A 26,104-nucleotide genomic window follows, 5' to 3' on the forward strand; every position below is an offset into this window, starting at 1 on the left:
GGAACCCTGCGGCGACGGAACCCTGCGGGGCAGACTTCTGCTGGCCGGAGGACCGATGCCAATCCCGACATCGGTCCTCCGGCCAGCAAAATCGTTCCCGGTGGCGGCGGCGGCGGCCGCGGGCGCCCCGTCTCGTCGGCTTACTTCACCGCACCCATCGACAGTCCGCGCACCAGCTGCTTCTGCGCGATCCACCCGGCCAGCACCACCGGCAGCGAGGCCAGCACCGAGGCGGCGGAGAGCCGGGCCAGGAACTGCCCTTCCGAGGTCATGGTCGACATCAGGAAGATCGGCACGGTCGCGGCGTCCGCGGCGGTGAGGTTCAGGGCGAAGAAGAACTCGTTCCACGCGAAGATCACGCAGATCAGCGCTGTCGCCGCGATGCCCGGAGCCACCATCGGCAGCAGCACCGTGCGCATGGTGCGCACCAGTGAGGCGCCGTCGATCGAGGCGGCCTCGAGGACCTCGCCGGGCACCTCGAGGAAGAACGAGCGCATCATCCACACCGCGATCGGCAGGTTCATCGCCGTGTACAGCACGATGAGGGTGAGGATGTTGTCGAGCATCCTGATCTGCCCAGCGATCACGTAGATCGGCATGATCACCGCGACGATCGGCAGCATCTTGGTGGAGATGAAGAAGAACAGGAAGTCCTGGGTCCGCTTCACCGGCCGAATGCTCACGGCATAGGCGGCAGGGACTGCGAGGACCAGCACCAGCAGGGTCGAGCAGACGGTGGCGGTCACCGAGTTCAGCAGATAGTTGCCCGCGCCGTCGGTGCTGATGATCGAGGCGTACTGGTCCAGGGTCGGAGTGAAGAAGAAGCTCGGCGGATTCGAGGCCGCCTGGCTCTCCTGCTTGAAGCTGGTCAGCACCATCCATGCCACAGGGGCGAAGAAGAGCAGACCTGCGGCCCAGGCCAGCACGGTCAGGGCGATCCCGCCGGACCTGCCGCGGGGCCGTCGCGACCGGATCGGCGTCGGTGCCGGACGGACGTCGAGGACCTGGGCGCTCATGACTGCTCCTTGGAGTTGATGCTCGTGAAGATCAGGCGCAGCGCGAACGTGGCCAGGATGATCGTGGCGATCACCGTGATCACGCCCATCGCGGAGGACTGCCCGATGTCGAAGCCGAGGAAGGCACGCTGGTAGATGTAGAACGGCAGGTTGGCGCTGGCCGTGCCGGGCCCGCCCGCCGTCATCAGGTAGATCTGGTCGAAGGTGTTCACGACGTAGATCGCCCCCAGCAGCACCGACAGCTCGAGGTAGAACCGCAGGTGGGGCAGGGTGATGTGCACGAAGGTCTGCAGCGGTCCGGCGCCGTCCATCGAGGCGGCCTCGAGCACGTCACCGGTCTGGGACTGCAGACCGGCCAGGAGCAGCAGCATCATGAACGGGGTCCACTGCCATACCAGCGCGATGATGATCGAGAGCATCGGCAGCTGGCTGGTCCAGTCCACGGGAGAGATCCCCACGGCGCCGATCAGCCAGTTCACCAGGCCGTAGGTGGGGTCGAACATCGAGATCGCCCAGAGCATCGCCCCGGCCACCGGCATGATCAGGAACGGCGTGATCAGCAGGGTGCGGATGAAGCCGCGACCGAAGAACTTCCGGTCCAGCAGCATGGCCAGCCCGAGCCCCATCACCAGCGAGACCATCACGCAGCCGAAAGTGATCAGGAGGGAGTTCAGCGCGGCGGTGCGGAACGTGGAGTCGACGAAGATGTCGAGGTAGTTGCGCAGGCCCACGAACTCCTCGCCCTCGGGGCGCAGCAGGTTGCGGGAGCGCAGCGAGTACCAGATCGTCAGCAGGAACGGGATCTGGGTGCAAATGACCACGAAGAGGAACGCGGGCATCAGAGGCAGCCGCCGCCGCCAGGCCTCGGCCTTGGAGCGCCCGCCGTCGGGCGTGCCGCCCGAGGCAGCGGCCTTCGCGGAGCGCGGCGCGGCGACTCCGGGCCCGGCGGGGGTGTCGGTGGCTGTGCTCATCGGTCCGTCTCCTTCGGCTGGTGGCTCGCTGCTCGTCGAGTGGCTGGCGCCATCGCTCAGTCCTCCCATCCGTAGGTGCGGGCGACCGATGCGGCGAAGCCCTGCGCCTGCTCCAGCGCCTCGTCGACGCTCTTCTGCCCGGCGATCGCCGCAGAGAACTGCTGGCCCACGCGGGTGCCGAGGTCCTGGAACTCGGGGATGCCCACGAACTGCAGGCCCGGGTACGGCACCTCCTCGGTCATGGACTGCTCCTGGGTGGCGGCCGCCATCGAGTTCAGGGTGGGCTCCGCGTAGGTCTTCGAGAGCTCCGCGTACTCGGGGATCTCATAGGTGGACAGCCGCGACCCGGGCGGGAGCGCCTCCCAGCCGATCTCCCCGCCCACCAGCTGGAAGTAGTCGGGGTGGGTCATCCAGGCGATGAACTCCCAGGCTGCATCCTTCTTCTCGCTGGTCTCCGGGATGGCCAGCGCCCAGGAGTACAGCCAGCTGGTGGACTCGGTGAGCTCGGTGGGCCCCAGGGCGTACCCGGTCCTGCCGACGACGGTCGAGGACCGGGGGTCCTCGATCCCGGAGACCATCGAGGTGGCGTCGAACCACATGGCGGCGTTGCCCTGGCTGACCAGGGTCAGGCAGTCGCCGAAACCGGAGGTCGCGGCACCGGGCTGACCGAAGGAGCGCACGGTGTCGACGTAGGTGCTCACCGCCTCCCGCACCTCGGGGGAGTCGAGGGAGGGGGCCCAGTCCATGTCGAACCAGCGGCCGCCGAAGGTGTTGATGGTGGTGGTGATCGGTGCGAGGTTCTCGCCCCAGCCGGCCAGCCCGCGCAGCGCGAGGCCGGTCATGCCGGCGTCGGGGTCGTGGAGGGCTTCGGCGAACTCGCGCAGCTCGCCCCAGCTGGGGCGCTCGGGCATCTCGAGTCCTGCCTGTTCGAAGAGGTCCTGGCGGTACACGAGGAACGCGCTCTCGCCGTAGAACGGCACCGAGTACATCGAGCCGTCGACGGTCAGGGCATCCTTGATGGTGGGGATGAAGTCATCGGGCTGGTAACCCTCGGTCTTCGCGATGTACGGCTCGAGGTCGGTGAGCCAGTCGTTGGCGGCCCACAGCGGGGTCTCATAGTTGGAGATCATCACGACGTCGAACTCGCCGCCCCCGGAGGCGACCGAGGCGGTGATCTTCGCGCGTGCCTCGTTCTCCGGCAGGGACACGAAGCGCACGTCGATATCGGGATGCTGCTGCGTGAAGTGGTCGATGAGGCTGATCGCGTCCTGCATCTGCGGGTTCGAGATGATCGCGACGACGATCGACTCGCGATCCCCGGAGCCGCCGCACCCGGCGAGGCCCGCAGCACCGAGACCGGTGAAGCCCGCTCCGAGGACCGTGCGCCGGCTCGGTCGCGCGGCGTTCAGCGGCTGCAGGGGCGATCCTGCGGCGCTGGCGGTCGACGCTCGTGTGCCTGCCGTGAGGCGGGGCGGCGGGGGCGAGGAGGCGGAGGTGCGTGGCGGGCGCTGGCGGTGCGATCCCATGGGCTGTTCTCCTGTGAACGGTGTGTGGCCGGACGGTCCGTAGCTGAGCTGTCGCGGCAGAGAGGGGTCGGAGGTCTGGGGGTCTGATCGGGGAGGGATCAGCGGTCCGGGGAGTCGGCGGGGTGAGGGGTGGGCCCGGTGGCCGGAGGCAGGCGCGCCCTTCGACTCGGCGGGCCCCGGTGCGAGTGTCGCCGACGGCCCGTCGGGGGTGTGGTCGGCAGCAGCGCCGACGCTCTCATCTGATGGGTCTAGCTTCTCAACTGAGAGTGACTCTAGCGATATATGCTCAGCTGAGCAACCTCTGGGTCGCAGATGTCGACTGCAGGAGCGGGTGGAAAGGGGGTCGTCATGGGATGCGACGGGACGCCCGGGCGCGAGAAGGCGCCGGGCGCGGCTGCGACGGGCGCCTCCGGCGCGGCGCCGGCGGACGCCTCGGGCGTGGCGCCGACCGATGCCGCTCCGGCGGGCTCGTCGGGCAGGGCCGCGCCGAGGGGCGCCTCGGACTCGGCCGCCCCGGCGGCCTCGTCGCCCGCTCCGCCGGCCGATGGTGAGGCCGACGAGGCGCTCAAGGTCGTCCTCGCCACCGAGCACCACCTCGACAGCGTCTCCAAGGTGGAGCTCGCACGTCGGCACGGGCTCTCCCGTTTCCAAGTCGCGCGGCTGCTCGACGAGGCGCGCGAAGAGGGCATCGTGCGCATCGAGATCGTGGATCCGACGGCCGCCGGCCGCGATATCGCGCCGCTCGCCCGGCAGCTCGGGGTCGCCTCGGTCACCGTCGCCTCGTCCCGCCCGGGGGAGTCGGTGCGTGCCGCGATCGCGCGGCAGGTCGCCGGCCTGCTGCGCGCCCACCTGCGGGAGGGCGGTCGCCTCGGGGTCGCGTGGTCCCGCACCCTCATGCATCTCCCGGACGCCCTCGGCCCGCTGCCGTCGGCGGACATCGTCCAGCTCGTCGGCCCGCTCAGCGCCAAGGGCTATTCCACCGCGCAGTCCTCCGGGCTGGTCCATGCCCTCGGCAGGCACGTCGGCGGGCAGGTCTGGGCGCTGCCCACACCGCTGATCGTGGACTCCCCGCAGGTCGCGGCGTCGCTGAGGTCGATGGAGGAGGTGCGCACGGCGCTCGACGCGGCCGACACCCTCGACGTGGCCACGGTGTCGATCGGAGCCTGGTCCGCAGGTGCCTCGACACTCTGGGCCCGGCTGCGGCCCGATGAGCAGCAGCGGGCCCGGGATGCGGGGGTCGTCGCCGAGATCAGCGGGATCCTCCTGGACCGCGACGGGGCAGTGTGGCACTCGGCGATGGAGGATCGGGTCATCGGGGTGCGCCCCGACCAGCTGCGACGGGCGCGCGTGATCGCCGCGGCCCCGGCGATCGGTCATCCCGAGGCAGTCATCGCGGCGGCACGCTCCGGCCTCGTGGACGACCTCGTGCTCGCCCCTGATCTTGCCGACCAGGTAGCGGCGCGGCTGGCCTGAGGTGCTGCCGCGGCGGGCAGGTGTGCTGTGCGGGCGGTGCGGCAGGGGTGCGTCGATCGGCAGTCGGGACCGCGCCCGTCCGTCGGCTGACGCGACCGCGCCCGTCCGTCGGCTGACGCGACCGCGTTCTATGGCGATGCCACAGGCGATGGCCGGGATGTGGGACAGATGAGCGTTTGCCCCTGCTCATTTGTGGTAAAGCTGTGTATCGTCGGCCTTGCCCGCACTTGCCGATGAAGGATGAGCCATGACGGATCTGAATGCTTCTGCACTGCCCGAGGTCGCCGGTCGCGGCGAGGTCGCAGTGCCCACCTACCCGCTCCAGGAGCGCACGATCGGCATCGTCCACTTCGGCGTCGGCGGCTTCCATCGCGCGCACCAGGCGATGTTCCTGGATCGCCTGATGAACGCCGGCCGCGACCGCGACTGGGCGATCTGCGGCGTGGGCCTGCTGCCGGGCGATGCCCGCATGCGTGACGCACTCACCTCCCAGGACGGCCTGTACACCCTGGTCACGAAGGCTCCCGACGGCACCCGCGACCCGCGGCTGATCGGCTCCATCGCCCGCTACCTCTTCGCCCCGGACGACCCCGAGGCGGTGCTCGCGCAGATGACGGACCCGGCGGTGCGGATCGTCTCGCTCACCGTCACCGAGGGCGGCTACAACTACAACCCTTCCACCGGAGAGTTCCAGTTCGAGACCGAGGCGGTCGCCGCGGACCTCGTCACCCGCTTCGATGCCGGAGGCGCGCCGGCGGCGGCCCGGGCCGGGGCGGACGGGGAGGATGCGGACACCGCGCACCGCGCCGGCCACCCCCGCACCATGTTCGGCTACGTCGTCGAGGCGCTGCGCCGACGCCGCGAGGTCGGCACCGCTCCGTTCACCGTGATGTCCTGCGACAACGTGCGCGGCAACGGCGACCTCGCCAAGCGGATGATCCTCGCCTACGCCCGCCGTCGCGACGAGAACGGCCTGCACGGTGACGCCTTGATCGCCGACTGGATCGACTCCGACGTCGCGTTCCCCAACTGCATGGTGGACCGGATCACCCCGGTCACCGCGCCCGCGGACATCGAGATGATCAGCAGCGACTACGGCATCGATGACGACTGGCCCGTGGTCGCCGAGGACTTCGTCCAGTGGGTCCTCGAGGACGAGTTCCCTGCCGGCCGCCCCGCCTACGAGGAGGTCGGGGTGCAGATGGTCCAGGACGTCGAGCCGTACGAGCTGATGAAGCTGCGCCTGCTGAACTGCTCGCACCAGGCCATCGCCTACTTCGGGCTGCTGCTCGGCCAGACCTACGCCGACGAGGCCGCGGTCGATGAGCATCTCGCACCCTTCACGAGGGTGCTCTATATGGATCGCGAGGGCACGCCCGCTGTGCCCGAGGTCCCCGGCATCGACCTGGCCGCCTACAAGGACGAGCTGATGGCGCGCTTCGCGAACCAGGAGATCAAGGACACCCTGGCCCGCCTGGCCGCCGAGTCCTCGGACCGCATCCCCACCTGGCTGGTCCCGGTGATCCAGGAGAACCTCGCCGCCGGTCGCGACGTCACGGCCTCGGCAGCGATCGTCGCCTCCTGGGCCCGCTACGCCGAGGGCTCGGGCGAGAACGGCGAGGAGTGGCCGGTCGTGGACCGCCTCCGCGACCGGGTCATGGCCGCCGCGGCTCGCCATGACGAGGACCTGCTCGCCTTCCTCCGCGACGAGGAGCTCTTCGGTGATCTCGCCTCGCAGGAGGCATTCACCGCCCCGTACCTCCACGCCCTCGAGACTCTCCGCGCAGACGGCGCCCGCACCCTCCTCCAGGAGCTCGCCGTGGGGGCCTGACCGGACGGGTCGCGGGGGCTGGTCGCGGGGCTGGCTGGTCGACGGGCCGACTGGCCGACTGGCCGGCTGGCCGTGCCGACGGGGAGCATGGATGGATCTTTTGCGCCGCTCGCGACTGGTCTGGGCCCAGACATCGGTCGTCGGCGGCGCAGAAGCTCGTCGAGTGGCGTCCTTGATCAGGTCGGTGGGCCAAGCGAGCGGCCGAGCCGTGCCTCAGAGCGGCCGGACCAGTTGCTCTCCGGTGGCGCAGAGGCCCCGAGGCGACGGAACGTTCGACGCAGAGCGGACAGCAGCCGCGCCGGAGACGTGATGTCCAGACCGGTGAGGGTGCGGATGTCCCAGCCCGCAGACGCGAGGGAGTCCTTACGGGCCTGGTCCTGCCTCCACTGCTTCTTGCTGCGCCGGTGATAGTCGCCGTCGTACTCCACGGCGATCTTCAGCTCCGGGTAGGCCATGTCCAGGTAGCGCATCTGCCCGGAATGCGGATCGTGCACCGGGAGATTGATGACGGGTTCGGGGAACCCGGCGCGTCCCAGCAGCAGCCGCGTACGTGTCTCTCCGGGGGAGTCCGTGTGCGGGCGCGCGTCTGCCAGAGCTCTTCGCAGAGGGACTGCTCCCCAGAGACCGGAGTACGACTCTGCCGCAGCGACGATCCCCTCGAGTGCTGCGCCGGTGACTCGGGGCCGGCGGGCGATCAGTGAATCGATCGCGATCACGAGATCGTCGTGCTCGAGTACTCCGGCGAGCTCGAGAAGCGCTACATACGGATGGGACACCTCCAGCCCGCCATAGGTGAAGGTCGGGCGTGCAGAGGTCCGGTGCACCACGACGTGAGGTCCGGCCGAGCGCTGAGTTCCCGGTTCTACCCGACAATGCATCAGGGGCGGGGTCTCCAGTGGGTTCGAAGCCCGTGGCGGCCCGTACGAACGGCCGTCGCGTCGGAGCGGGAGGCCGGATTCGACCCGCTCGGTCCAGTGCGGTGGCATGTGGCCGTCCTCGGGACCGGCGGATCGAGGCGTCACGGGCAGAGTGCTCGGGATGGTGAGCACCGAGTCGCTGAGGTACGCGGCGCTGCTCAGCTTTCCGATCTCGTTATCGATCCACCACGGGATCGCGATCCCCATGAGCGCGGCAACCGTCGCGTGGCTGATCACTGCACCGGGGACCACCACCTGTTGGAGGACATGACACATGGTGTTGACGGTGGCCGGGACGGCGGTCGGCGTCGAGAAGCCGCGGAATATCGTGGTGAGGTCGCGGCCCGCGAGACGTTTCGACGAGACCCCGCGGGCACGCCAATCGGCGCTGGAGAGCAGAACTCTCGGCGGTAGCGTTGTGGCTCGCATAGCGGTCGACGGTAGGCGCGGTGCGGGGCGGTCGGCTCCGGGTGGGCCGCGTTGGGGACAGCGGGCCTCTGTGGAGGAACGGTGCTGGGACCGGGGTGCTGGGACCGGGGTCCTGGGGTCGCAGGTGCCGGCTGGGAAGCTCGCATGCCGCTCTGATGAGGCCGGGGATCGGTGTCGGTGTCACAGATTTGCTGGCCGGGAGACCGATGTGCTTGCCGGCATGAGTCATGGCGGTACATTTCCTGCGCAGCGGCCCACCTGCGGCCCACCAGCGGCCCCCCTGCGGCCCTCCTGCGGCCCTCCTGCGGCCCTCCTGCGGCCCTCCTGCGGCCCTCCTGCGGCCCTCCTGCGGCCCACCGCGCAGCCCGCCCAGCGGCCCACCTGCGGCCCTCCTGCGGCCCACCTGCGGCCCACCGCGCAGCCCGCCCAGCGGCCCACCTGCGGCCCACCTGCGGCCCACCGCGTAGCCCGCCCAGCGGCCCACCCCGCACCGGCGCAGGGTACGCCGAGCGTCAACCCGGCCGGACCCCGCCACGCCCGGGTGGATGTTGTGCTGGTCACGCGGCGGAATCGCCGTGACCTGGGGGACTGTCTCGCATGCCGAGGTCACTGTGGCCAGGACCAGGCATTTTCGTAGACTGGACGGTGGCTGGTGCCCGGTTGCAGGGCGCTCGGAGCCGCGTCGGGCGAGTGGGATGACCGCTCCCGGTGCGGTGGATCCAGGGCAGCTCTGCGGTGCCGATCCAGCCCGACGTCCCGCCATCGGACGGCGCCCTCGAGGCGTCCACGGTGCGACGCACCGTACGTCCCCGCACCACCCCGTCTGTCCTCAACCGCGAAGGAAACCGCCTCATGAGCCTGGTCGTCCAGAAATTCGGAGGATCCTCCGTCGCTGACGCCGACTCCGTCAAGCGCGTCGCGAAGCGCATCTCCCTCTACTCGAAGGCCGGTCACCAGGTGGTCGTGGTGGTCTCCGCGATGGGGGACACCACCGATGATCTGATCGATCTCGCCGAGCAGGTGACCCCGAACCCGCCGCCGCGCGAGATGGACATGCTGATCACGGCCGGCGAGCGCATCTCGATGGCGGTGCTGTCGATGGCGCTGAACGAGGTCGGCATCACCGCACGCGCCTACACCGGTTCGCAGGCCGGCCTGATCACGGACAGCGACCACGGCAACGCGCAGATCCGCGACGTCACCCCGGGCCGCATCCAGGAGGCCGTGGAGGACGGCGCCGTCGCGATCGTCGCCGGCTTCCAGGGGGTCTCCCACGACTCCAAGGAGATCACCACGCTGGGCCGCGGCGGCTCGGACGTGACCGCGGTGGCGCTCGCCGCGGCGCTGGACGCGGACGTCTGCGAGATCTACTCCGACGTCGACGGCGTGTTCACCGCGGACCCGCGCATCGCCTCCGCGGCCCGCCGGGTGCCGCTGATCTCCAGCGAGGAGATGCTGGAGATGGCCGCGAACGGTTCGAAGATCCTGATGGCGCGCAGCGTCGAGTACGCGCGCCGGTACGGGGTGCCGCTGCACGTGCGCTCCTCGTACTCGGGCCGCGTGGGCACGATCGTCGCCGACGATCCCCAGCGCGAGATCCCCCTCGACCCCGACGTCACCCTTCCCACCGCGGACGTCGTCCGACGCGACGCCGCAGACCCGAGCAAGGAGCTCCCCATGCAGGACATCACCGCACCGGGCCTCGAGGCGCCGATCATCTCGGGCGTCGCCCACGATCGCAGCGAAGGCAAGATCACCGTGGTCGAGGTGCCGGACCTCCCCGGCCGCGCCGCACTGCTGTTCGACGTGGTCGCCGGCACCGGCGCGAACATCGACATGATCGTGCAGAACTCCTCCACCGTCGACGACACGGTCGCGATCTCGCTGACGCTGCCGGAGGCGGACGTCCCCGCCGCGCTGAAGGCCATCGAGGACGCGCACGAGCAGATCGGGTACACCGAGGTCCGCTACAACGACCAGATCGGCAAGGTCAGCATCGTCGGCGCCGGGATGCGCTCGCATCCGGGCGTCTCGGCGCTGCTGTTCCGCTCCCTCGGCGAGGCCGGCATCAACATCGACATGATCTCCACTTCGGAGATCCGCATCTCCGTGGTCACCGAGCAGAGCAAGCTCGATGACGCGGTGCGCGTGATCCACACGGCGTTCGGCCTCGACGCCGAGCAGACCGAGGCCGTGGTCTACGGAGGGACCGGACGATGAACACCAGCACCCCCAGCACCATCGACTTCTCGCAGACCCCCGGCTATGCGGCCGATGGCCCCGTCATCGGGGTGGTCGGCGCCACCGGTCAGGTGGGCCGTGTGATGCTGACCCTCCTCGCTGACCGATCGGTCAGGCACTCGGAGATCCGTGTCTTCGCCTCGGCCCGCAGCGCCGGGAAGGCCGTGCAGTACGCGGGGCTGTCGCTGACCATCGAGAACGCCGAGACGGCGGACATCACCTCCGAGGGGCAGCAGGTCGACATCGCGATCTTCTCCGCCGGCGGCTCCACCTCGAAGGCGCTGGCCCCGCGCTTCGCCGAGGCGGGCGCGACCGTGGTGGACAACTCCTCGGCCTATCGCCGCGACGGCGAGGTGCCGCTGGTGGTCTCCGAGGTGAATCCGGAGGCGCTGGCGAACCCGCCGCGCGGGATCATCGCGAATCCGAACTGCACCACCATGGCGGCGATGCCGGCGCTGAAGACCCTCCACGACGAGGCAGGGCTGGCGCGGCTGAAGGTCGCCACCTACCAGGCGGTCTCGGGCTCCGGCGTCGCCGGGGTGGCGGAACTGGCCGGTCAGGTTCGCAAGGGTGTCGACGATGTCGAGAAGCTCGCGATCGACGGTTCGGCCGTGGACCTCGGCGAGCCGGAGGTCTACGTCAAGCCGATCGCGTTCAACGTGGTGGCCGTGGCCGGCAATCTGCTGGACGACGGCAGCGACGAGACCGACGAGGAGCAGAAGCTCCGCAACGAGTCGCGCAAGATCCTGGGCCTGCCGGACCTGCCGGTGGCGGGCACCTGCGTGCGGGTGCCGGTGATGAGCGGCCACGCGCTGGTGGTCCATGCCGAGTTCGATCGGGCGCTCACCGCCGAGCGCGCCCGGGAGCTGCTCGAAGCGGCGCCGGGCGTGCAGGTCGTGGAGGTGCCGAACCCGCTCGAGGCCGCCGGCCGCGATGGAACATTCGTCGGCCGGATCCGCAAGGATCAGTCGGTCCCGGGGGACAAGGGGCTGGTGTTCTTCGTCGTGGCGGATAATCTGCGCAAGGGCGCCGCCCTGAACGCGATCCAGATCGCGGAACTGATCGCGCAGAACTGACCCGTGAAGGAGAACCTCCGATGACGCTCGCTGCTGCCAGTGGTCCTCCCGGCCCCGGGACCGGACCGTCGCCGTTGTCATCGTTGTTCTCCGACCGGGTGGGCGAGGAGCACGCGGACGGCGGAGCCACGGCCACGAGCGTGGATCCGCTGTCGCGCGTGCTGCGCACCCTGGACACGATCTCCGCCGCCGAGCTCGAGGGCGGACCGGACCTGCGCACCGTGGTCGAGGCCCCGCCCGTCGGTGCTGCCGATCCGGTGCCGGGTGAGCGCACTGCCGGGAAGCCGGCCGTCTCCGGCCGTCGGGAGGCGATCCTCGACGCCGCCGCCGCGCTGTTCGCCGAGCGCGGCTACCACGGTGCGAGCCTGCGCGACATCTCCCGCCGGGTGGGTATCTCCCATCCGGGGATGCTGCACCATTTCGCCTCGAAGGAGGCGCTGCTGGGGGCGGTGGTCGATCGGCTCGAGGCGCATGCCCAAGGGCTGCTGGACTCCGTCGAGGTGCTGCAGTCCTCCCCGCAGTCCCTGGTGGCGGCGCTGGCCGGGCCGTGGGACCCGCGCGAGCATTCGATGGCGCTGATGGCCACGCTCAGCGCCGAGGTGGTCAACCCGGATCATCCGGGTCGTTTCCGCATCGCCCGGCTGCGCCTGGTGCACGAGCATGTGCTGGAGCAGGTGCTGGCGGGCCTGAGGGCCAACGGCCGGCTGATCGAGGGCTCGGATCCGAAGTTCCTGGCGCGCACGCTGTTCTCGCTGCTGCTGGGCCTGACGGTGCGCGAGCGCACCGTGCGCGAGCTGCAGAAGGTGGCCGACGGCGACCCGATCGCCGATGTGCAGGCGTTCGTGCAGCAGCTGATCGCCGACTGAGCTCGCGTCCCTGCGGCCGTGGAGGGCCGGACGCCGCGGGCAGCGGCCCCCGGCAACGGGCCGGTCGGTAGACTCCCAGGTTGTGATCGCCTGCGGAAGTGACCGATGAGCCCCGGTACGGCACCCGACGGGTCGGGTGACGCCGCGCCGCCGTCGGTGCCCGACGAGGCTGCGGCCGAGGCCGCCCCCGGCGACCAGCCCGCCGCGCCGTCGGCGTCGGAACCCGGGCCCCGCGCCCGGGCACGGCGCCGGCGTCTGCAGGCGCTGGCCGGAGTGACCGTGCACGGCAGCGACGGAAGGACCGTGGGCCGGGTGCGGGATGTCTACCTCCGCGACGCCACCGGTGAGCTGGCCGCGATCGCCGTGACGCCGCGGCAGCTCAGCGCCCGCAGCGTGCTGATCCCGGCCATCGCGATCGCCGCCCTGCCGGAGGTGCACGGGGAGTCCTCGGCCCCGCCCCGCCCCGCCCTCGATGACGCGCCCGTGCCGGACGGCGACCATGTCCTGCACCTGCTGGTGGACGCCGCCACCGCGAAGGCGGGCACGCCCCCTCCGCTGACCCTGCATGCCACGCCCCAGGAGCTGCGGGCGGCCGCGGAGTCGCTGCACCTCGAGGAGGGGTCTGCCCGCGCATGAGACTGCTGCTGCTCACCCACTACTACGGCCCCGAGTTCGGGGCACCGCAGCGCCGCTGGTCGGCCCTGATCTCGCGCTTCATCGCCGCCGGGCACCCGGTCACGGTCGCCGCACCGGTGCCGCACTACCCGGCCGGCCGCCCCACCCCCACTCAGCGCCGCAGCCACCGGGTGGGCGCGGTCGAGAGGGGTCGGCACGGGGAGGTCATCCTGCGCACCGCCTACCTGCCGCACCGCGCGGACATCGCCTCCCGCACGGCGGACCACCTGGTCGCGGCCGCCGATGCCCTGCGACGGCTGCGGCGGCGCTTCGCCCGGCCCGGCACCCGGCCGGATGTCATCATCGCCACCGCCCCGGCGATCCCCACCCTCATGGTGGGCCGGGCGCTCTCGCTGCTGTGGCAGGTGCCGCTGGTGGTGGAGATGCGCGACGCCTGGCCGGATCTGGTCACCCATGTCGGCCCCGCCGGGGCGCTGGGCCCCGAGGCCGTGCACGCGGCACGGCGCAGCGTGCTGCGGCGGGCGCTGTCCTGGGCGGTGGCGCGGGTGAAGGGCACGGTGCATCAGCGGGTGACCGGCTGGCAGAGCGGAGCCCGCGCCGTGGTCACCACCACCGGGAGGTTCGCCGAGGTGCTGCGCGAGCGCGGCGTGGAGCCGGTGCGAGTGGTGCGCAACGGCACCGACCTCTCCCTGGTGGCGCGCCAGCGTGATCACCCCAGCGGGGACCATCCCGAGCTGCGCTGTCTGTACCTGGGCAACATGGGCCGCTCACAGGGGCTGGACACGGTGGTCCGGGCCGCCGCCGCACTGCACCGGGAGGGCGTGGACGTCCAGGTGAGGATGGTGGGCCACGGGGTGGAGGCCCCGGCGCTGGCGGCGCTGGCCTATGAGCTCGACGCCCCGGTGGAGGTGATCCCGCGGATCCCGCACCGCGAGGTGGGCTCGCAGTACGCCTGGGCGGACACCGTCCTCGTCTCGCTGCGCGACTGGGAGCCCTTCGCCTGGACCGTGCCCTCGAAGCTCTACGAGATCCTCGCGACCGGCCGGCATATCACCGCGCTGCTGGCGGGGGAGGCGGCGGATGTGGTGCGGGAGGCGCAGGCGGGGGACGTGCTCCCGCCCGAGGACGTCGGCGCGCTCACCGAGCTGTGGCGGGAGCTGGCGGCGGAGCGCTCCCGCACGACGGTGCGGGCCAGCGGCCGTGCCTGGGTCGCGGACCATGCCGATGATGAGGTGCTCGCCCGCCGCTATCTGGAGATCCTCCAGCGGGTCACACGAGACTGAACCGCTGCTCCTCGGCCGGGCCCGGGCGGCCGAGCAGCCGCGCCCGCGGCACCGCCGGCGGAGCCCTCACAGCTCGGTCTCCGCTCCCATCACCACGGTGCGATCGGTGGGCAGGTGCAGCACCAGGGTGCGCTGGGCCGAGGCCCGGTTCAGCTGCCGGAACAGTGCCCGCTGCCAGTGCGGCATCCCACCGGCCTGCGTGGTCGCGCCGCCGCCCGGTGCTTTCTCCAGGCGCAGCATCGAGAGCACGTAGATCGCCTCGTCGAGGTCGAGCTCGAGCTCGGGGATGAAGGCGGGGCCGTCTGCGGGGCGGTCGCCGCCGCGCCTGCCGTGCTGCTCCACGGCGGCGCGCAGCGCGGCGGGGACGTCCTGCGAGTCATGGAAGCCCACCTGGTAGATGATCTGCACCAGCCCGTCGGTGCCGTCGCCCAGCACGTTCACGTGCACCCGGTCGTCGCGGTGGACGTGCGGCACATGCCGGTGCTCGAGGGTCAGGATCACCACGTGCTGGTGGAGGACGTGGTGCATCTGCACCCCGGTGCGCAGCGCGAGCGGCACCGTGGTGGGATCGGTGTGCGGGTAGACGGCCAGTCCCGGCACCCGGGCCACGCTGCGGGCGCAGCGGGCGATGAAGTCCTCCAGCGGGCCCTCCCTCTCCCGGCGCCGCTCGGCCAGCAGGCGGGCGCCGCGCCGCCAGGTGAGCATGATCGTGGTCAGCGTCGCGGCGATCAGCAGCGGCAGCCAGCCGCCGTCGGGGATCTTGATCAGGGTTGCGGCCAGCAGCACCAGCTCGAGCCCGCCCACGATCACCGCGAGCAGCGCCACCTGCCACAGCGGCCGGTGCAGGATCTGGCGGGCGTAGAGCAGGAACAGCGCCAGCACCAGGATGATCGTCGTGGTGACGGCGACGCCGTAGGCGGCGGCGAGGGCGGAGGAGTGCTGGAACACCAGCACCAGGGTCGCCACCCCGAGGAACAGCAGCAGGTTCACGGTGCCCACGTAGATCTGCCCGCCGTGCACGGAGGAGGTCTGGGTGATCTGCAGCCGCGGCAGCAGGTTGAGCCGGATGGCCTGGCGGGCCACGGAGAACGCCCCGGCGATGACGGCCTGGGAGGCGATCACGGTGGCCATCGTCGCGAGCACCACCAGCGGGATCCGCAGCGGCTCGGGCACCAGCGAGAAGAAGGGGTTCGCGATCGTGGCCGGGTCGGAGAGGATGAGCGCCCCCTGCCCGAAGTAGTTCAGCAGCAGCGCCGGCAGCACCAGGCAGCCCCAGGCCAGGGCGATGGGATGATGGCCGAAATGACCCATGTCCGCGTACAGCGCCTCGGCGCCGGTGATGGTCAGCACCACCGCGCCCATCGCGATGAAGGCGATCAGCGGCCGGTCCACCATGAACGCGATCGCATAGGTCGGGGACAGGGCGCGCAGGATCGTGGGCTGGGCCAGCACGTGCGGCAGCCCCATCGCGGCGAGGGTCAGGAACCACCCCGCCATGACCACGCCGAAGGAGCCGCCGATGCGGCCGGTGCCCCAGCGCTGCACGGTGAACAGGGCGGTGAGCACGATCAGTGCGCCGGGCAGGATCACCGCGTTCGGGACGGCGCCGGTGACCTCGATGCCCTCGAAGGCGGAGAGCACCGAGATCGCGGGCGTGATCAGCGAGTCGCCGAGGAACAGGGCGGCGCCGAGGACCCCCAGCACCAGCGCGACCCCCGCCTCCCGCGGGCTCGCCGCCGGGCCCAGCCTGCGCAGCACCAGCGCGGTCAGCGACAGGATCCCGCCCTCGCCCTGGTTGTGCGCCGTCATGATCAGGCCGATGTAGGTGACGGTGATGATGGTGATCAGGCACCAGGTGACCATCGAGACCACCCCGAGCACATCGGAGTAGGTGGGCGCGACCGCGTTGTGGTGGGAGCTGAAGACCGTCTGCATCGCGTACAGCGGGCTGGTGCCGATGTCCCCGAACACCACGCCGAGCGCACCGAGCATCAGCAGCGGCACCGGCTCATGGGGCCGTGGCACGCCCCGATGGTCGAGGTGGCGGTGCCCGGGGGCGTGCTGACGGGAGTGCTGAGGGCGGTGCTGGCGTGAGCGTTGGGGGCGCGGCCGCGCGGCCGGCGCCGGTGGGTGCGCCGGGGAGGCGGCCGACGGGACCGTCGAGGAGGATCCGGCCGGCCGCAAAGCGGCTCGCGGGGCCGACGGGGGAGGGGCCGAGGGCGTGTGGCCGTCGGTCGGATGGGGCCGCTCCTCCTGCGTGGGGTGAGGCTCGTCGGCGCGGGGCGAGCGCGAGATGTCCTCGGGCACATCTCCGATCCTGCCACTGTTCGGGCCGGATGCACCCTCGGTCGAGGCATCGGTTCGATGTCGTGCGCGCGGGCTCCGGTCCGGGAGCTCGTCGGCGCCCCGTCTACGATGAGCCCATGACGTCCTCGCCCAGTTCTCCGCGCGGGGCGGGGCGCGGGAGCCGCCGGGCGGCACCGGTGGGCCACGCCGCGATGCGCTCGGCCAATCTGAGCCTGCTGCTGCGCCACCTGCACACCCGCGGCGGTCGCTCCCGCGCGACCCTCGCCCAGGAGACGGGACTGTCCAAGGCCTCGGTGACCTCGCTGGTCAGTGATCTCGCCGAGCTCGGGCTGGTGCAGGAAGGCCAGGTCGAACGGCGGGGCACCGTGGGCCGGCCCGGCACCGAGGTGCGCATCTCGCCGCAGCACGTCGCCGGGATCGGGCTCGAGCTCAACGTCGACTATCTCGCCGTCTGCCTGCGGGACCTCGCGGGGGAGGTCCGCTTCACCTCGTCGGTCCCCATGCCCTACGAGCTGGACGCGACGGTGGCGGACGGTCGCTCCTACCCGCCCGGCCTGGTCCTGGACCACGTCGCGCAGCAGCTGGCCGAGAGCCTCGAGGTCGCCTCCCGCAAGGGGCTCTGGGTCGCCGGGGTCACCATCGCCCCGCCCGGCCCCATCGACTACGAGGGGGTCAGCGTGCGCGTCGCCGCGAACCTGGGCTGGACGGATGTGCCGATCGGGGAGGAGCTCGCCGCCCGCCTCGGCCCCGAGCACCCGGCGCTCTCGCTGGAGAACGATGCGAAGCTCTCGGCGCTCGCGGAGGCGCCGCGGCTGGCCCGGCGCGGCATCACGGATCTGGTCTACCTCACCGGTGACATGGGCGTCGGCGCGGGCATCATCGCCGAGGGGCGGCTGATCCGCGGCTGGTCCGGTTTCTCCGGCGAGGTGGGGCACATCGGCCTGGATCCGGCAGGGGTGGCCTGCCGCTGCGGGCGCCGGGGCTGCTGGGAGACCATGGTCGGCTTCGACACGGTGCTCGCGGTCCTCGACGAGGGTGACCCCGCCCGCTCCGGGCGCCTGCCGATGCTGGAACGGCTCGAGCATCTGCGGGTGCTGCTGGAGGCCGGTGATCCGCGCCTGCACGAGCGCTTCACGCGCCTGGTCGACGATCTGGTGCGCGGCATCGGCGTGCTGGTGGACGTGCTGAACCCGCAGGCGATCGTGCTCGGCGGCTACTTCGGGTACTTCGCGGATCTGCTGGTGGGCCGGGTGCAGTCCGCCCTGGATGCGCGCCTGCTCGCCACCGATGGACGGGTCGAGGTCAGCGGGTCCGTGCTCGGCCTGGAGGCCGCGGCCAGCGGCGGGGCCGCGGCGGCGCTGGAGCGGGTGCTCGAGGACCCCCTCCTCGCCCCGCCCCTGAGCACCGACGCCTCGGTCTGATCCGCCCACCGATTCCTCGCCCTGATCCCCGTAGTGCCTCATGTCAAGATGCCCGCGAAATCCCTTGACAGCGGGCACCGCGGCCCCTAGTTTGTTCTGAACGTGAACGTTTTAGGTGTCGGGGCTCCCGCGCGATCAGCGCACCCCTGCCGCCCTCGACGAAGGAGCGAGCATGATCAAGTTCGGCACCGGTGGCTGGAGGGCCATCATCGGGGACGAGTTCACCCGGGAGAACGTGCGCCTGCTCGCCCAGGCGCTCGCCGATCGGATGCACGCCGAGGACGTCGTCGAGCGGGGACTGGTGATCAGCTACGACCGCCGCTTCCTCTCCGACGTCTCCGCCTGGTGGGCGATCGAGGTGCTCGCCGGCAACGGCATCCCGGTGCGGGTGATCACCCGCCCGGTGCCCACCCCGATGTGCATGTGGACGGTGCAGCAGACCGGCGCCGCCTACGGCATCGCCGTCACCGCCTCCCACAACCCGGCCCTGTACAACGGCCTGAAGATCTTCACCGAGGGCGGGCGCGACGCCGATCTCGGGGTGACCGACGAGCTCACCGAGCACGTGGCGACCCTGAGCGCGGACGACGTGCGCTCCCTGGCCCCGCACGAGGTGCACGACAGCGAGCTGGTCACCGAGCAGAACTCGATCAACTGGTACCTCGATGCGATCATCGACCAGCTGGACCTCGAGGCGATCCGCCACGCGCACCTGCACGTGGTGCTGGACCCGATGTTCGGTGTGGCCCAGACCAGCCTGCAGACCATCCTGGTCAGCGCCCGCTGCCAGGTCGAGGTGATCAACGCCCGCCACGACCCGCTGTTCGGCGGCCGCATGCCCTCCCCGGCCGAGGGCAGCATGACGCCGCTGCGCCAGGCCGTCCTCGAGCAGGGCGCGGACCTCGGCATCGCCACCGACGGCGACGCGGACCGCCTGGGCATCATCGACGACCAGGGGAACTACCTCAGCCCCAACCAGGTGCTGGTGCTGCTGTACGAGTACCTGCTCACCGGGAAGGGGTGGACCGGTCCGGTGGTCCGCAACCTCTCCACCACCCACCTGCTGGACCGGGTCGCGGCCGCGCACGGCGAGGTCTGCCACGAGGTGCCCGTCGGCTTCAAGTGGATCAGCGCGAAGATGACCGAGACCGATGCGGTCATCGGCGGCGAGTCCTCCGGCGGCCTGACGGTGCGCGGCCACATCCCCGGCAAGGACGGCATCCAGGCCGCCGGCCTGCTGGTGGAGATGGTCGCCCGCTCCGGCAAGAAGCTCTCCCAGCTCTACGCCGAGCTGGTGGAGCGGCACGGCTCGCTGGTGATGGAGGAGGCCGCCTACGGCTACACCCCCGAGCGCCGCGAGGAGCTGCAGAAGCGGATCTTCGTCGAGCACGAGCTGCCGGGCTTCGACCGCGAGATCGACCGGATCTCCTGGGAGGACGGCTGCAAGATCTACTTCGCCGACGACTCCTGGCTGACCATCCGCTTCTCCGGCACCGAGCCCGTGATCCGGGTGTTCTCCGAGGCGGAGACCGCCGAGGAGGCCCAGCAGCTCTCCCGCACCATCGCCGACCACTACGACCTGGGAGCATGATGACCCCCACCATCACCACCGCCGTCGTCCTCGCCCGTGGCCTCGGGACCCGCATGCGGGCCGAGGGCCAGTCCAGCCTGAGCGCCGAGCAGGCCGCCGCCGCGGCCTCGGGCCACAAGGCGCTGATGCCGATCGGCGAGCACCGTCTGATCGACTACTCGCTCAGCGCCCTGGCCGACGCCGGGATCCGCAGGGCGGTGCTCGTCGTCGCCCCCGAGCACGAGGACTTCACCCGCCACCTCGCCGAGCTCGCCCCGACCCGACTGGAGGTGGTCCTCGCCGTCCAGGAGGAGCCGCTCGGCACAGCCGACGCCGTCTCCTCCGCCCGCGAGGCCGTGGGGGAGGAGCCGTTCATCATGGTCAACGGCGACAACCTCTACCCCGGCGAGGGAATCGGCCGCCTGCTGCAGGCCGAGGGCAACGCCCTGCTCGGCTTCGAGCGCTCCTCCCTGGTCACCGGCAGCAACATCGCCGCCGACCGCATCGCCGCCTTCGCCCTCATCGAGCAGACCGGCGGCCGGCTCGAGCAGATCGTGGAGAAGCCCGACGCCGAGACCATCGCGGCCGCGGGTCCGGACGCCCTGGTGAGCATGAACTGCTTCGCCTTCACCTCGGAGATCTTCGAGGCCTGCGCGAGGATCGAACCCTCGCCCCGCGGGGAGCTGGAGATCGTCGACGCCGTCCGGGAGCTGGGGACGGTCCAGGTGCTGCCCTTCGCCGGCGGGGTCATGGACCTCTCGCGCCGCGACGACATCGATGAGGTGCAGCGCCGCCTGGCCGGCGTCGAGGTCTCCCTGTGACGCCCACCCCCGTCACCTGGGCGATGCCCGGACGGATCGAGGTGCTCGGCAAGCACACCGATTACGGCGGCGGGCGGGTGCTGGTCTGCGCGGTGGACCGCGGGATCACCGTCCGCGCGGAGGAGACCACGGGCCTTCCCGGCACCCTCGAAGCGGTCAGCGACGCCTACCCGGGCGCCCTCCACCTCGAGGCCGAGGCGCTGCCGACGCTCCCGGCAGGACACTGGGGTCGCTACGTCCACACCGTCCTGGCCCGGCTGACCGACAACTTCGGCCCGCTGCGCCCGGCCCGGCTCACGGTCTCCTCCGACCTGCCGCCGGCCTCGGGCATGTCCAGCTCCTCGGCGATGATCACCGGCGCCGCGATGGCGCTCGCGGATCTGAACGGCCTGCCCGAGACCGCGGCCTGGACTTCCCAGCTGCCGGATCGGATGGCACTGGCCGGGTATGCCGCCTCGATCGAGAACGGCAAGAGCTTCGGCACCCTGGCGGGCCGGCCCGGCGTGGGCACCAGCGGCGGCTCCCTGGACCACACCGGGATGCTCGCGAGCGAGGAGGGGCTGATCTCCTACGCGGAGTTCGATCCGATGCGGGTCATCGACCGGGTCGCGCTGCCGAGCGGATGGTCCTTCGTGGTCGCCGTCAGCGGCGTGCTCGCGGAGAAGACCGGCGGCGCCCAGGAGCTCTACAACCGGGGACCGGCGCTGCTGGCCGACCTCACCGCACGGTGGAACCGCGAGACGGGCCGCAGCGACGCCACCCTGCAGGCGGCGCTGCGCTGCCTGGTCGGATCCGACCTGGACTCCCCGCTGCTGCCGGGAGTCGAGCTGACCGCTCCGCTGCCCGCGGGCGGCGAGGCCTCGCCGCTGGCGCGCGATGAGCGGCTCGCGCCGCTGCGCCGCCTCGCCGCCGAGGGTGTGGAGCGGGACCGGCTGGACCAGTTCCTGCTCGAATCCGCGGTGCTGGTGCCGCGCGCCCAGGCGGCGCTGCGGGACGGGGACCTCGAGGCCTTCGCCGCCGCGGCGACCACCTCGCAGCGCCTGGCCGAGACGCACCTGCGCAATCAGGTCCCGCAGACCATCGAGCTGGCGCGCAGCGCCGAGCAGCTCGGTGCCCGCACTGCCTCCGCCTTCGGCGCGGGCTTCGGCGGGAGCGTCTGGGCACTGGTCCCGACGGCCGACGCGGACGGTTTCGCCGCCGCCTGGCGGGAGCGCTACTTGCGCACCGAGGGTGCACCGGAGACGGCCAGCACCCTGGTGACCCGGCCGGGAGCGCCGGGCCGGAGGGTGGACCCGGCCACGGTCTGAGCGCCCGGACGGGTGCGCCGGCCCGAGCCGGCGCACCCGGGCGCGGTCAGATCTCCAGCTTCTCGTCCGGATTCGGGCCGGCACCCGGATCCGGGTGCTCGGCCTGGTGCTGATCCGCCTCGTGCACGGCACGGAAGGCCGGCAGCACCACCTCGTCCCGTAGCGCCTGGCGCTGCTCCGTCGGGGCGAATCCCGCATCGAGCCCGGTGAGCACGACCTGTTCGAGGTCCGTCAGGCTCCAGTCGAAGGTCTGCGCCACCAGCAGCATCTCGCGGGAGGTGCGGGTGCGGCTCATCAGGCGGTTGTCGCTGCTGAGCGCGATCGCGAAGCCCAGGCGGTGCAAGGGGCCGACGGGATGGGAGGGGTAGTCCGCAGCGGCGCCGGTCTGCAGATTCGAGCTGGGGCACACCTCCAGGCAGATCTGCGCCTCGTGTACCCGCGCGGCGGTGTGCCCGAGCTGCGGGGAGGCCGGGCCCGTCTCCTCCTCGAGGTCCTCCAGCAGCCGTACGCCGTGCCCGATCCGCTCGGCGCCGCAGTCCAGGGCGTCGGCGATCGAGGAGGGGCCCTCGGCCTCGCCGGCGTGGATCGTCACCCGCACGCCATGCTCGCGGGCGCGCTCGAACTGGGCACGGAACCAGGAGGCCGGGAACCCGGCCTCCGGACCGGCCAGGTCCAGGCCCAGCACACCGGTGCCGTGGCGGGCGATCGCGATGTCGACCAGGTCCTCGGTGGGCTCGCGATGACGCAGATAGCACAGCAGCTGGCCCACCACGATCCGTCGCCCGGATTCCGCGGCCGCGGCGACCCCCTCGTCGAGCCCGTCCTGGACCGCCTGCACGGCCTCGTCCAGGCTGAGCCCGCCGGCGGTGTGCTGGTGCGGGCCCCAGCGGGTCTCGGCGTAGACCACTCCGTCGGCGGCCATGTCCTCGACGAACTCGCGCGCGATGCGTCGCAGCTGCGGGGCCGTCTGCATGAGGGCGACAGTGTGCTCGAAGGTGGAGAGGTACTCGGGCAGCGAGCCGGAATCGGCGGCGGCGTGGAACCAGTCCGCGACCTTCCGGGCGTCCTCGGCATCGCCGGCCGGCTGAGCCTCGTCGGAGCCGTCGGCCGCACGGGTCGCGCCGGCCGGGTCCTCCAGTCCAGGCACTTCGAGCCCCAGTTCACGGCTCAGCTCGAGCACGGTGCCGGGGCGCAGCCCCCCGTCGAGGTGATCGTGGAGCGCGACCTTCGGCAGCGCCGCGACGAGGGCAGGAGTGAGTTCCATCTGCCCAGGATACGCGGCAGAGCGTTCTGGTCTGTAGAGCACCCTGAGATGGAGATGCCAAGTCGCCGGTTCCCTCGGGACTTTGCGGCGCTATCGACGTGGTGAGTTCCTCTGTGAAACCTGACCGGCTCGCCGGCCAACTAGCTCCAGTGCTGAAGATCGGGAAGTGCTGTGCGGCTGAGAGGGCCACTAATGATGGTGGCGAGGATATGAAGCTCGCGTACACCCGAGGCGTAGAGTGCGCATGCCCGGTGGTTACCGTCGAGGATTAGCAGGCCGTCCGGGACCTCGCAGCACAGCACTGACAATACCGAGGACCCGAGATCGAGGGCAGATAAGCGGTTCACCTGCTGCTGGCGAAGGCTGTCGAGTCGGTCGAACGAACTAAACGCCTGGGAAATCGTCAGTGGGCGATCATCAGCCTGATCGTAACTGCTCTCATGTTGGCCGTCGGATGACAGATACCAGACGGTGTACAGGGCGCCGAGCTGCTCGCGGTCGAGGATAGCTGCGTGCGAGATGCGGGTGCCCTGTTCACGAAGCACCGACCACTGGATCTTCACTCGTACACAGGGCGAGTACAAGTCGAACACTTCATCGATGGAAAGGGCTGACGATGCATTCACTTTCGGGGCCGCCCATGCAATTCCTTCGACATGCTGAGAGTTCCGATCGTCGTGAGGATAAACCCAATAGCCCAGAGAGTGGTGGGCCAGACACGAGAGACCCATGACGAAATGTCTGGCCCGCCTTGCAGACTGGTCCACGTGGTCGGGCCCGCCAGCACCAGCGCGACGAGCGCCGTCCCATAGAAGATGGTGAGAATCGGGAACGTCCAGTTGCTTGTGCCTTCTTTGTCACGACCATTTTCGCGTAGGTGGGTCTCCCACAGCGAGGTCTCCAGGCTCAGATGCCTTGCGAGCTCCGGTTCTAGTCGGGTCCACATGTACTCCCCGAGGCGCTGTATGGCCTTGTGGTGGTCTAGCCATTGGTACCCGAAGGCAGCGGACAGGATCGGGATGAGGAGTAGCAAACGCGCATCACCGATGTGGCTGACAGTCACGCCCGCCAATGCCACGCTCGCACTAACACTCGAAGCCTGCACTGCCTGTTGCGTCGTGGACCGTCGCGCGATCTCGGCCGATACCCGGCTCATCGCCTGGTTCAGAGTGTCCACGTATTCGGGGGAAGCTCCGCCCGTCAGACCATGCGTGGCGCGGCCTGGAAGAGCAATTCTCTGCCTGCGGCGCCGGAAGGTGAGCATGCGTGAATCTAGCATGATTGCCCGGTATGCGACGTGGGTTCGGGGTGGAGTCGGCGGAACTCAGCCCGCGCTCGTCCCACGGTGCTTCGCGGAGAGGTCGACGTAGACGCGAGCGTTCTTCCGCAGCGCCTCGCGACCATCCTCGTCCAGCTGCTTGCGGACCTTCGCCGGCACCCCGGCCACCAGCGAGCCGGGCGGGATCTGCATCCCCTCGGTGACCACGGCGCCCGCGGCGACCAGGCTGCCGGCCCCGACCACGGCGCCGTTGAGCACCACGGCCCCCATGCCGATCAGCGAGTCGTCCTCGACGGTGCAGCCGTGCAGCACGGCCCGGTGGCCCACCGAGACCCCGGCCCCCACCACCGCCGGGAACCCCTCGTCGGTGTGGACGACGCAGCCGTCCTGGATGTTGCTGCCGGCGCCGATGCTGATCGAGTCCATATCCCCGCGCAGCACGGCGGTATAGAACACGCTCGAGCTCTCGGAGAGCGTCACCTTCCCGATCAGGGTGGCGTTCGGCGCCACCCAGGCGGTCTCGGGAACCTGGGGCGCAGCGCCCTCGAAATCGATGATGGTCACGGCGGGTGCTCCTTCGTCCGACGGATGTGCCTACAGCTGAGACGGTACGTGCTCGGCGCTCACAGCGCCCGCCAGAGGCTCGCCACGGCCTGCCCGCCGCCGATGCACATCGTCGCCAGGCCCAGCTCGCGACCGGTCACCCGCAGGTTCTCGATGGTGCGGGCGGAGATGATCGCGCCGGTCGCCCCGATCGGGTGGCCCCAGGCGATCGCCCCGCCCAGCGGGTTCACCCGCGCCGGGTCCAGGCCCAGGTCGCGCACGATCGGCACGGCCTGCGCGGCGAAGGCCTCGTTCAGCTCGATCCAGCCCAGGTCGCTGCTCCTGAGCCGGTTGCGGTCCAGGATCTTCTCGATCGCGGGCTTGGGGGCGTAGCCCATCACCGCCGGATCGATGCCCACCTTGGTGAAGTCCACCAGCTCCGCGAGCGGGGTCAGGCCGCGCCGCTGCGCGACCGAGGCGCGGGTGAGGACCATCGCGGCGCCGGCGTCGTTGATGCCCGAGGCGTTGCCGGCGGTGACGGTGCCGCCCTCCCGCTGGAACACGGTGCGCATCGCGGCGAGCTGCTCCGGGGTCACCGCGCGGGGGTGCTCATCGGTGTCCACGACGGTCTCGCCCCGTCGGCCGCGGATCGTCACCGGGGTGATCTCCGCGGCGACGGCTCCGGCGGCCAACGCCTCCTGGGCGCGGCGCTGGGATTCCAGCGCGTAGGCATCCTGCTCCTGCCGGGTGACGCCGTACCGGGAGGCGACGTTCTCCGCCGTCACCCCCATCGGCACCTCGTCGAAGGGGTCGGTGATCAGCGCGGAGGTGCCGTCCATCAGCACCCGGTCCCCGAGCGAGTAGCCCTGCTTCGCGGAGTAGTCCAGGAACGGCTGGGCGGACATGTTCTCCGTGCCGCCGGCGACCACGAGGTCGGACTCGCCGCTGCGCAGCTCCGCGGCGCCGAGCGCGATCGCCTGCATCCCGGAGCCGCACAGCCGGTTCACGGTCATCGCGGTCGAGGTGACGGCGGCGCCGGCCTCGATCGCGACGCGACGGGAGATGTAGGCGTCGCGCCCGGTCGCGCCGACGCAGCCGATCACCCACTCCTCGACCTCCTCGGCCGCGACCCCCGCGCGCTCGAGGGCCGCCCTGGCGGCGGTCGCCCCGAGGACGTGCGCGGGCACGGCGGCGAGGGACTTCCCGTAGGAGCCGACGGGGGTGCGGGCATAGCCGAGGACGACGATCGGGTCATCGCTGGGGCGCATGGGGAGCCTTTCGGAGCGGAAGCAGGCGTGCGGGAGTGCGGACCGGCCCGCCGACGAGG

Annotated in this window: 21 protein-coding genes; 11 read left to right on the forward strand and 10 right to left on the reverse strand. The window is 71.1% G+C overall.

What is annotated here, in order from left to right:
* Nucleotides 1–140: 140 nt before the first annotated feature.
* Genes ACHUEU_RS01275 through ACHUEU_RS01285 form a run of 3 tightly spaced genes read right to left on the reverse strand, consistent with a single transcriptional unit; the run spans nucleotide 141 to nucleotide 3,513 of the window.
* Nucleotides 141–1,016 (reverse strand): carbohydrate ABC transporter permease, encoded by an 876-nt coding sequence (locus tag ACHUEU_RS01275; RefSeq protein WP_394214064.1) that lies wholly within the window; start codon nucleotides 1,014–1,016, stop codon nucleotides 141–143.
* Nucleotides 1,013–1,987, reverse strand: a complete 975-nt coding sequence (locus ACHUEU_RS01280; protein WP_394214065.1) for a carbohydrate ABC transporter permease — start codon at nucleotides 1,985–1,987, stop codon at nucleotides 1,013–1,015. Before ACHUEU_RS01280 ends, ACHUEU_RS01275 begins: the two co-directional genes overlap by 4 nt.
* Nucleotides 1,988–2,043: 56 nt before the next feature.
* Nucleotides 2,044–3,513 carry an ABC transporter substrate-binding protein gene (locus tag ACHUEU_RS01285; RefSeq protein ID WP_394214066.1) on the reverse strand — a complete coding sequence of 490 codons (1,470 nt, stop codon included), beginning with the start codon at nucleotides 3,511–3,513 and terminating at the stop codon, nucleotides 2,044–2,046.
* A gap of 348 nt (nucleotides 3,514–3,861) precedes the next feature.
* Here ACHUEU_RS01285 and ACHUEU_RS01290 point away from each other — a divergent pair, with 348 nt between their 5' ends.
* Together ACHUEU_RS01290 and ACHUEU_RS01295 are read left to right on the forward strand one after the other, a co-directional pair.
* Nucleotides 3,862–4,986, forward strand: a complete 1,125-nt coding sequence (locus tag ACHUEU_RS01290) for a sugar-binding transcriptional regulator (protein WP_394214067.1) — start codon at nucleotides 3,862–3,864, stop codon at nucleotides 4,984–4,986.
* Nucleotides 4,987–5,233: 247 nt separating this feature from the next.
* Nucleotides 5,234–6,817 carry a mannitol dehydrogenase family protein gene (locus tag ACHUEU_RS01295; protein ID WP_394214068.1) on the forward strand — a complete coding sequence of 528 codons (1,584 nt, stop codon included), beginning with the start codon at nucleotides 5,234–5,236 and terminating at the stop codon, nucleotides 6,815–6,817.
* 176 nt (nucleotides 6,818–6,993) lie between these two features.
* On the opposite strand, the gene ACHUEU_RS01300 is transcribed toward ACHUEU_RS01295, so the two are convergent.
* A complete protein-coding gene (locus tag ACHUEU_RS01300; RefSeq protein WP_394214069.1) occupies nucleotides 6,994–8,163 on the reverse strand; it encodes a hypothetical protein in 1,170 nt (389 codons plus the stop codon).
* Between the two features lie 852 nt (nucleotides 8,164–9,015).
* Here ACHUEU_RS01300 and ACHUEU_RS01305 point away from each other — a divergent pair.
* The 5 genes from ACHUEU_RS01305 to ACHUEU_RS01325 all read left to right on the forward strand — a co-directional run bounded on the left by ACHUEU_RS01305 (nucleotide 9,016) and on the right by ACHUEU_RS01325 (nucleotide 14,265).
* The gene (locus tag ACHUEU_RS01305; protein ID WP_394214070.1) at nucleotides 9,016–10,383 is read left to right on the forward strand and encodes an aspartate kinase; all 1,368 of its coding nucleotides are present in this window, start codon (nucleotides 9,016–9,018) and stop codon (nucleotides 10,381–10,383) included.
* Nucleotides 10,380–11,480: an aspartate-semialdehyde dehydrogenase gene (locus ACHUEU_RS01310; RefSeq protein WP_394214071.1), complete on the forward strand. Its 1,101-nt coding sequence runs from the start codon at nucleotides 10,380–10,382 to the stop codon at nucleotides 11,478–11,480. Before ACHUEU_RS01305 ends, ACHUEU_RS01310 begins: the two co-directional genes overlap by 4 nt.
* Nucleotides 11,481–11,500: 20 nt before the next feature.
* Nucleotides 11,501–12,346, forward strand: a complete 846-nt coding sequence (locus ACHUEU_RS01315) for a TetR/AcrR family transcriptional regulator (protein ID WP_394214072.1) — start codon at nucleotides 11,501–11,503, stop codon at nucleotides 12,344–12,346.
* A gap of 105 nt (nucleotides 12,347–12,451) precedes the next feature.
* Nucleotides 12,452–12,982 (forward strand): PRC-barrel domain-containing protein, encoded by a 531-nt coding sequence (locus ACHUEU_RS01320; RefSeq protein ID WP_394214073.1) that lies wholly within the window; start codon nucleotides 12,452–12,454, stop codon nucleotides 12,980–12,982.
* A complete protein-coding gene (locus ACHUEU_RS01325; RefSeq protein ID WP_394214074.1) occupies nucleotides 12,979–14,265 on the forward strand; it encodes a glycosyltransferase family 4 protein in 1,287 nt (428 codons plus the stop codon). The genes ACHUEU_RS01320 and ACHUEU_RS01325 overlap by 4 nt, the downstream gene beginning before the upstream one ends.
* Nucleotides 14,266–14,331: 66 nt before the next feature.
* Here the strand turns inward: ACHUEU_RS01325 and ACHUEU_RS01330 are convergent, their stop codons facing one another.
* Nucleotides 14,332–16,290 carry a potassium transporter Kup gene (locus ACHUEU_RS01330; protein ID WP_394214075.1) on the reverse strand — a complete coding sequence of 653 codons (1,959 nt, stop codon included), beginning with the start codon at nucleotides 16,288–16,290 and terminating at the stop codon, nucleotides 14,332–14,334.
* A 398-nt stretch (nucleotides 16,291–16,688) separates the two neighbouring features.
* Here ACHUEU_RS01330 and ACHUEU_RS01335 point away from each other — a divergent pair, with 398 nt between their 5' ends.
* From ACHUEU_RS01335 to ACHUEU_RS01350, 4 genes are all read left to right on the forward strand, one after another.
* A complete protein-coding gene (locus ACHUEU_RS01335; protein WP_394214076.1) occupies nucleotides 16,689–17,993 on the forward strand; it encodes an ROK family transcriptional regulator in 1,305 nt (434 codons plus the stop codon).
* 172 nt (nucleotides 17,994–18,165) lie between these two features.
* A complete protein-coding gene (locus ACHUEU_RS01340; protein WP_394214077.1) occupies nucleotides 18,166–19,584 on the forward strand; it encodes a phosphoglucomutase/phosphomannomutase family protein in 1,419 nt (472 codons plus the stop codon).
* Nucleotides 19,581–20,384 carry a sugar phosphate nucleotidyltransferase gene (locus tag ACHUEU_RS01345; protein ID WP_394214078.1) on the forward strand — a complete coding sequence of 268 codons (804 nt, stop codon included), beginning with the start codon at nucleotides 19,581–19,583 and terminating at the stop codon, nucleotides 20,382–20,384. Before ACHUEU_RS01340 ends, ACHUEU_RS01345 begins: the two co-directional genes overlap by 4 nt.
* Nucleotides 20,381–21,691, forward strand: a complete 1,311-nt coding sequence (locus ACHUEU_RS01350) for a galactokinase family protein (protein WP_394214079.1) — start codon at nucleotides 20,381–20,383, stop codon at nucleotides 21,689–21,691. Before ACHUEU_RS01345 ends, ACHUEU_RS01350 begins: the two co-directional genes overlap by 4 nt.
* 46 nt (nucleotides 21,692–21,737) lie before the next feature.
* Here ACHUEU_RS01350 and ACHUEU_RS01355 read toward each other — a convergent pair whose 3' ends face one another.
* The 5 genes from ACHUEU_RS01355 to ACHUEU_RS01375 form a co-directional block, all read right to left on the reverse strand.
* Nucleotides 21,738–22,955: an adenosine deaminase gene (locus tag ACHUEU_RS01355; protein WP_394214080.1), complete on the reverse strand. Its 1,218-nt coding sequence runs from the start codon at nucleotides 22,953–22,955 to the stop codon at nucleotides 21,738–21,740.
* Nucleotides 22,956–23,095: 140 nt separating this feature from the next.
* Complete coding sequence (locus ACHUEU_RS01360; RefSeq protein ID WP_394214081.1) at nucleotides 23,096–23,518, reverse strand: hypothetical protein; 423 nt, start codon at nucleotides 23,516–23,518, stop codon at nucleotides 23,096–23,098.
* 59 nt (nucleotides 23,519–23,577) lie between these two features.
* The gene (locus ACHUEU_RS01365) at nucleotides 23,578–24,132 is read right to left on the reverse strand and encodes a hypothetical protein (protein WP_394214082.1); all 555 of its coding nucleotides are present in this window, start codon (nucleotides 24,130–24,132) and stop codon (nucleotides 23,578–23,580) included.
* A 147-nt stretch (nucleotides 24,133–24,279) separates the two neighbouring features.
* Nucleotides 24,280–24,798, reverse strand: a complete 519-nt coding sequence (locus ACHUEU_RS01370) for a gamma carbonic anhydrase family protein (protein WP_394214083.1) — start codon at nucleotides 24,796–24,798, stop codon at nucleotides 24,280–24,282.
* 59 nt (nucleotides 24,799–24,857) lie between these two features.
* Nucleotides 24,858–26,045 (reverse strand): thiolase family protein, encoded by a 1,188-nt coding sequence (locus tag ACHUEU_RS01375; RefSeq protein ID WP_394214084.1) that lies wholly within the window; start codon nucleotides 26,043–26,045, stop codon nucleotides 24,858–24,860.
* Nucleotides 26,046–26,104: the final 59 nt, after the last annotated feature.

The sequence above is a fragment of the Brachybacterium vulturis genome, from assembly GCF_043641765.1.
Classification (GTDB): Bacteria; Actinomycetota; Actinomycetes; order Actinomycetales; family Dermabacteraceae; genus Brachybacterium; species Brachybacterium vulturis_A.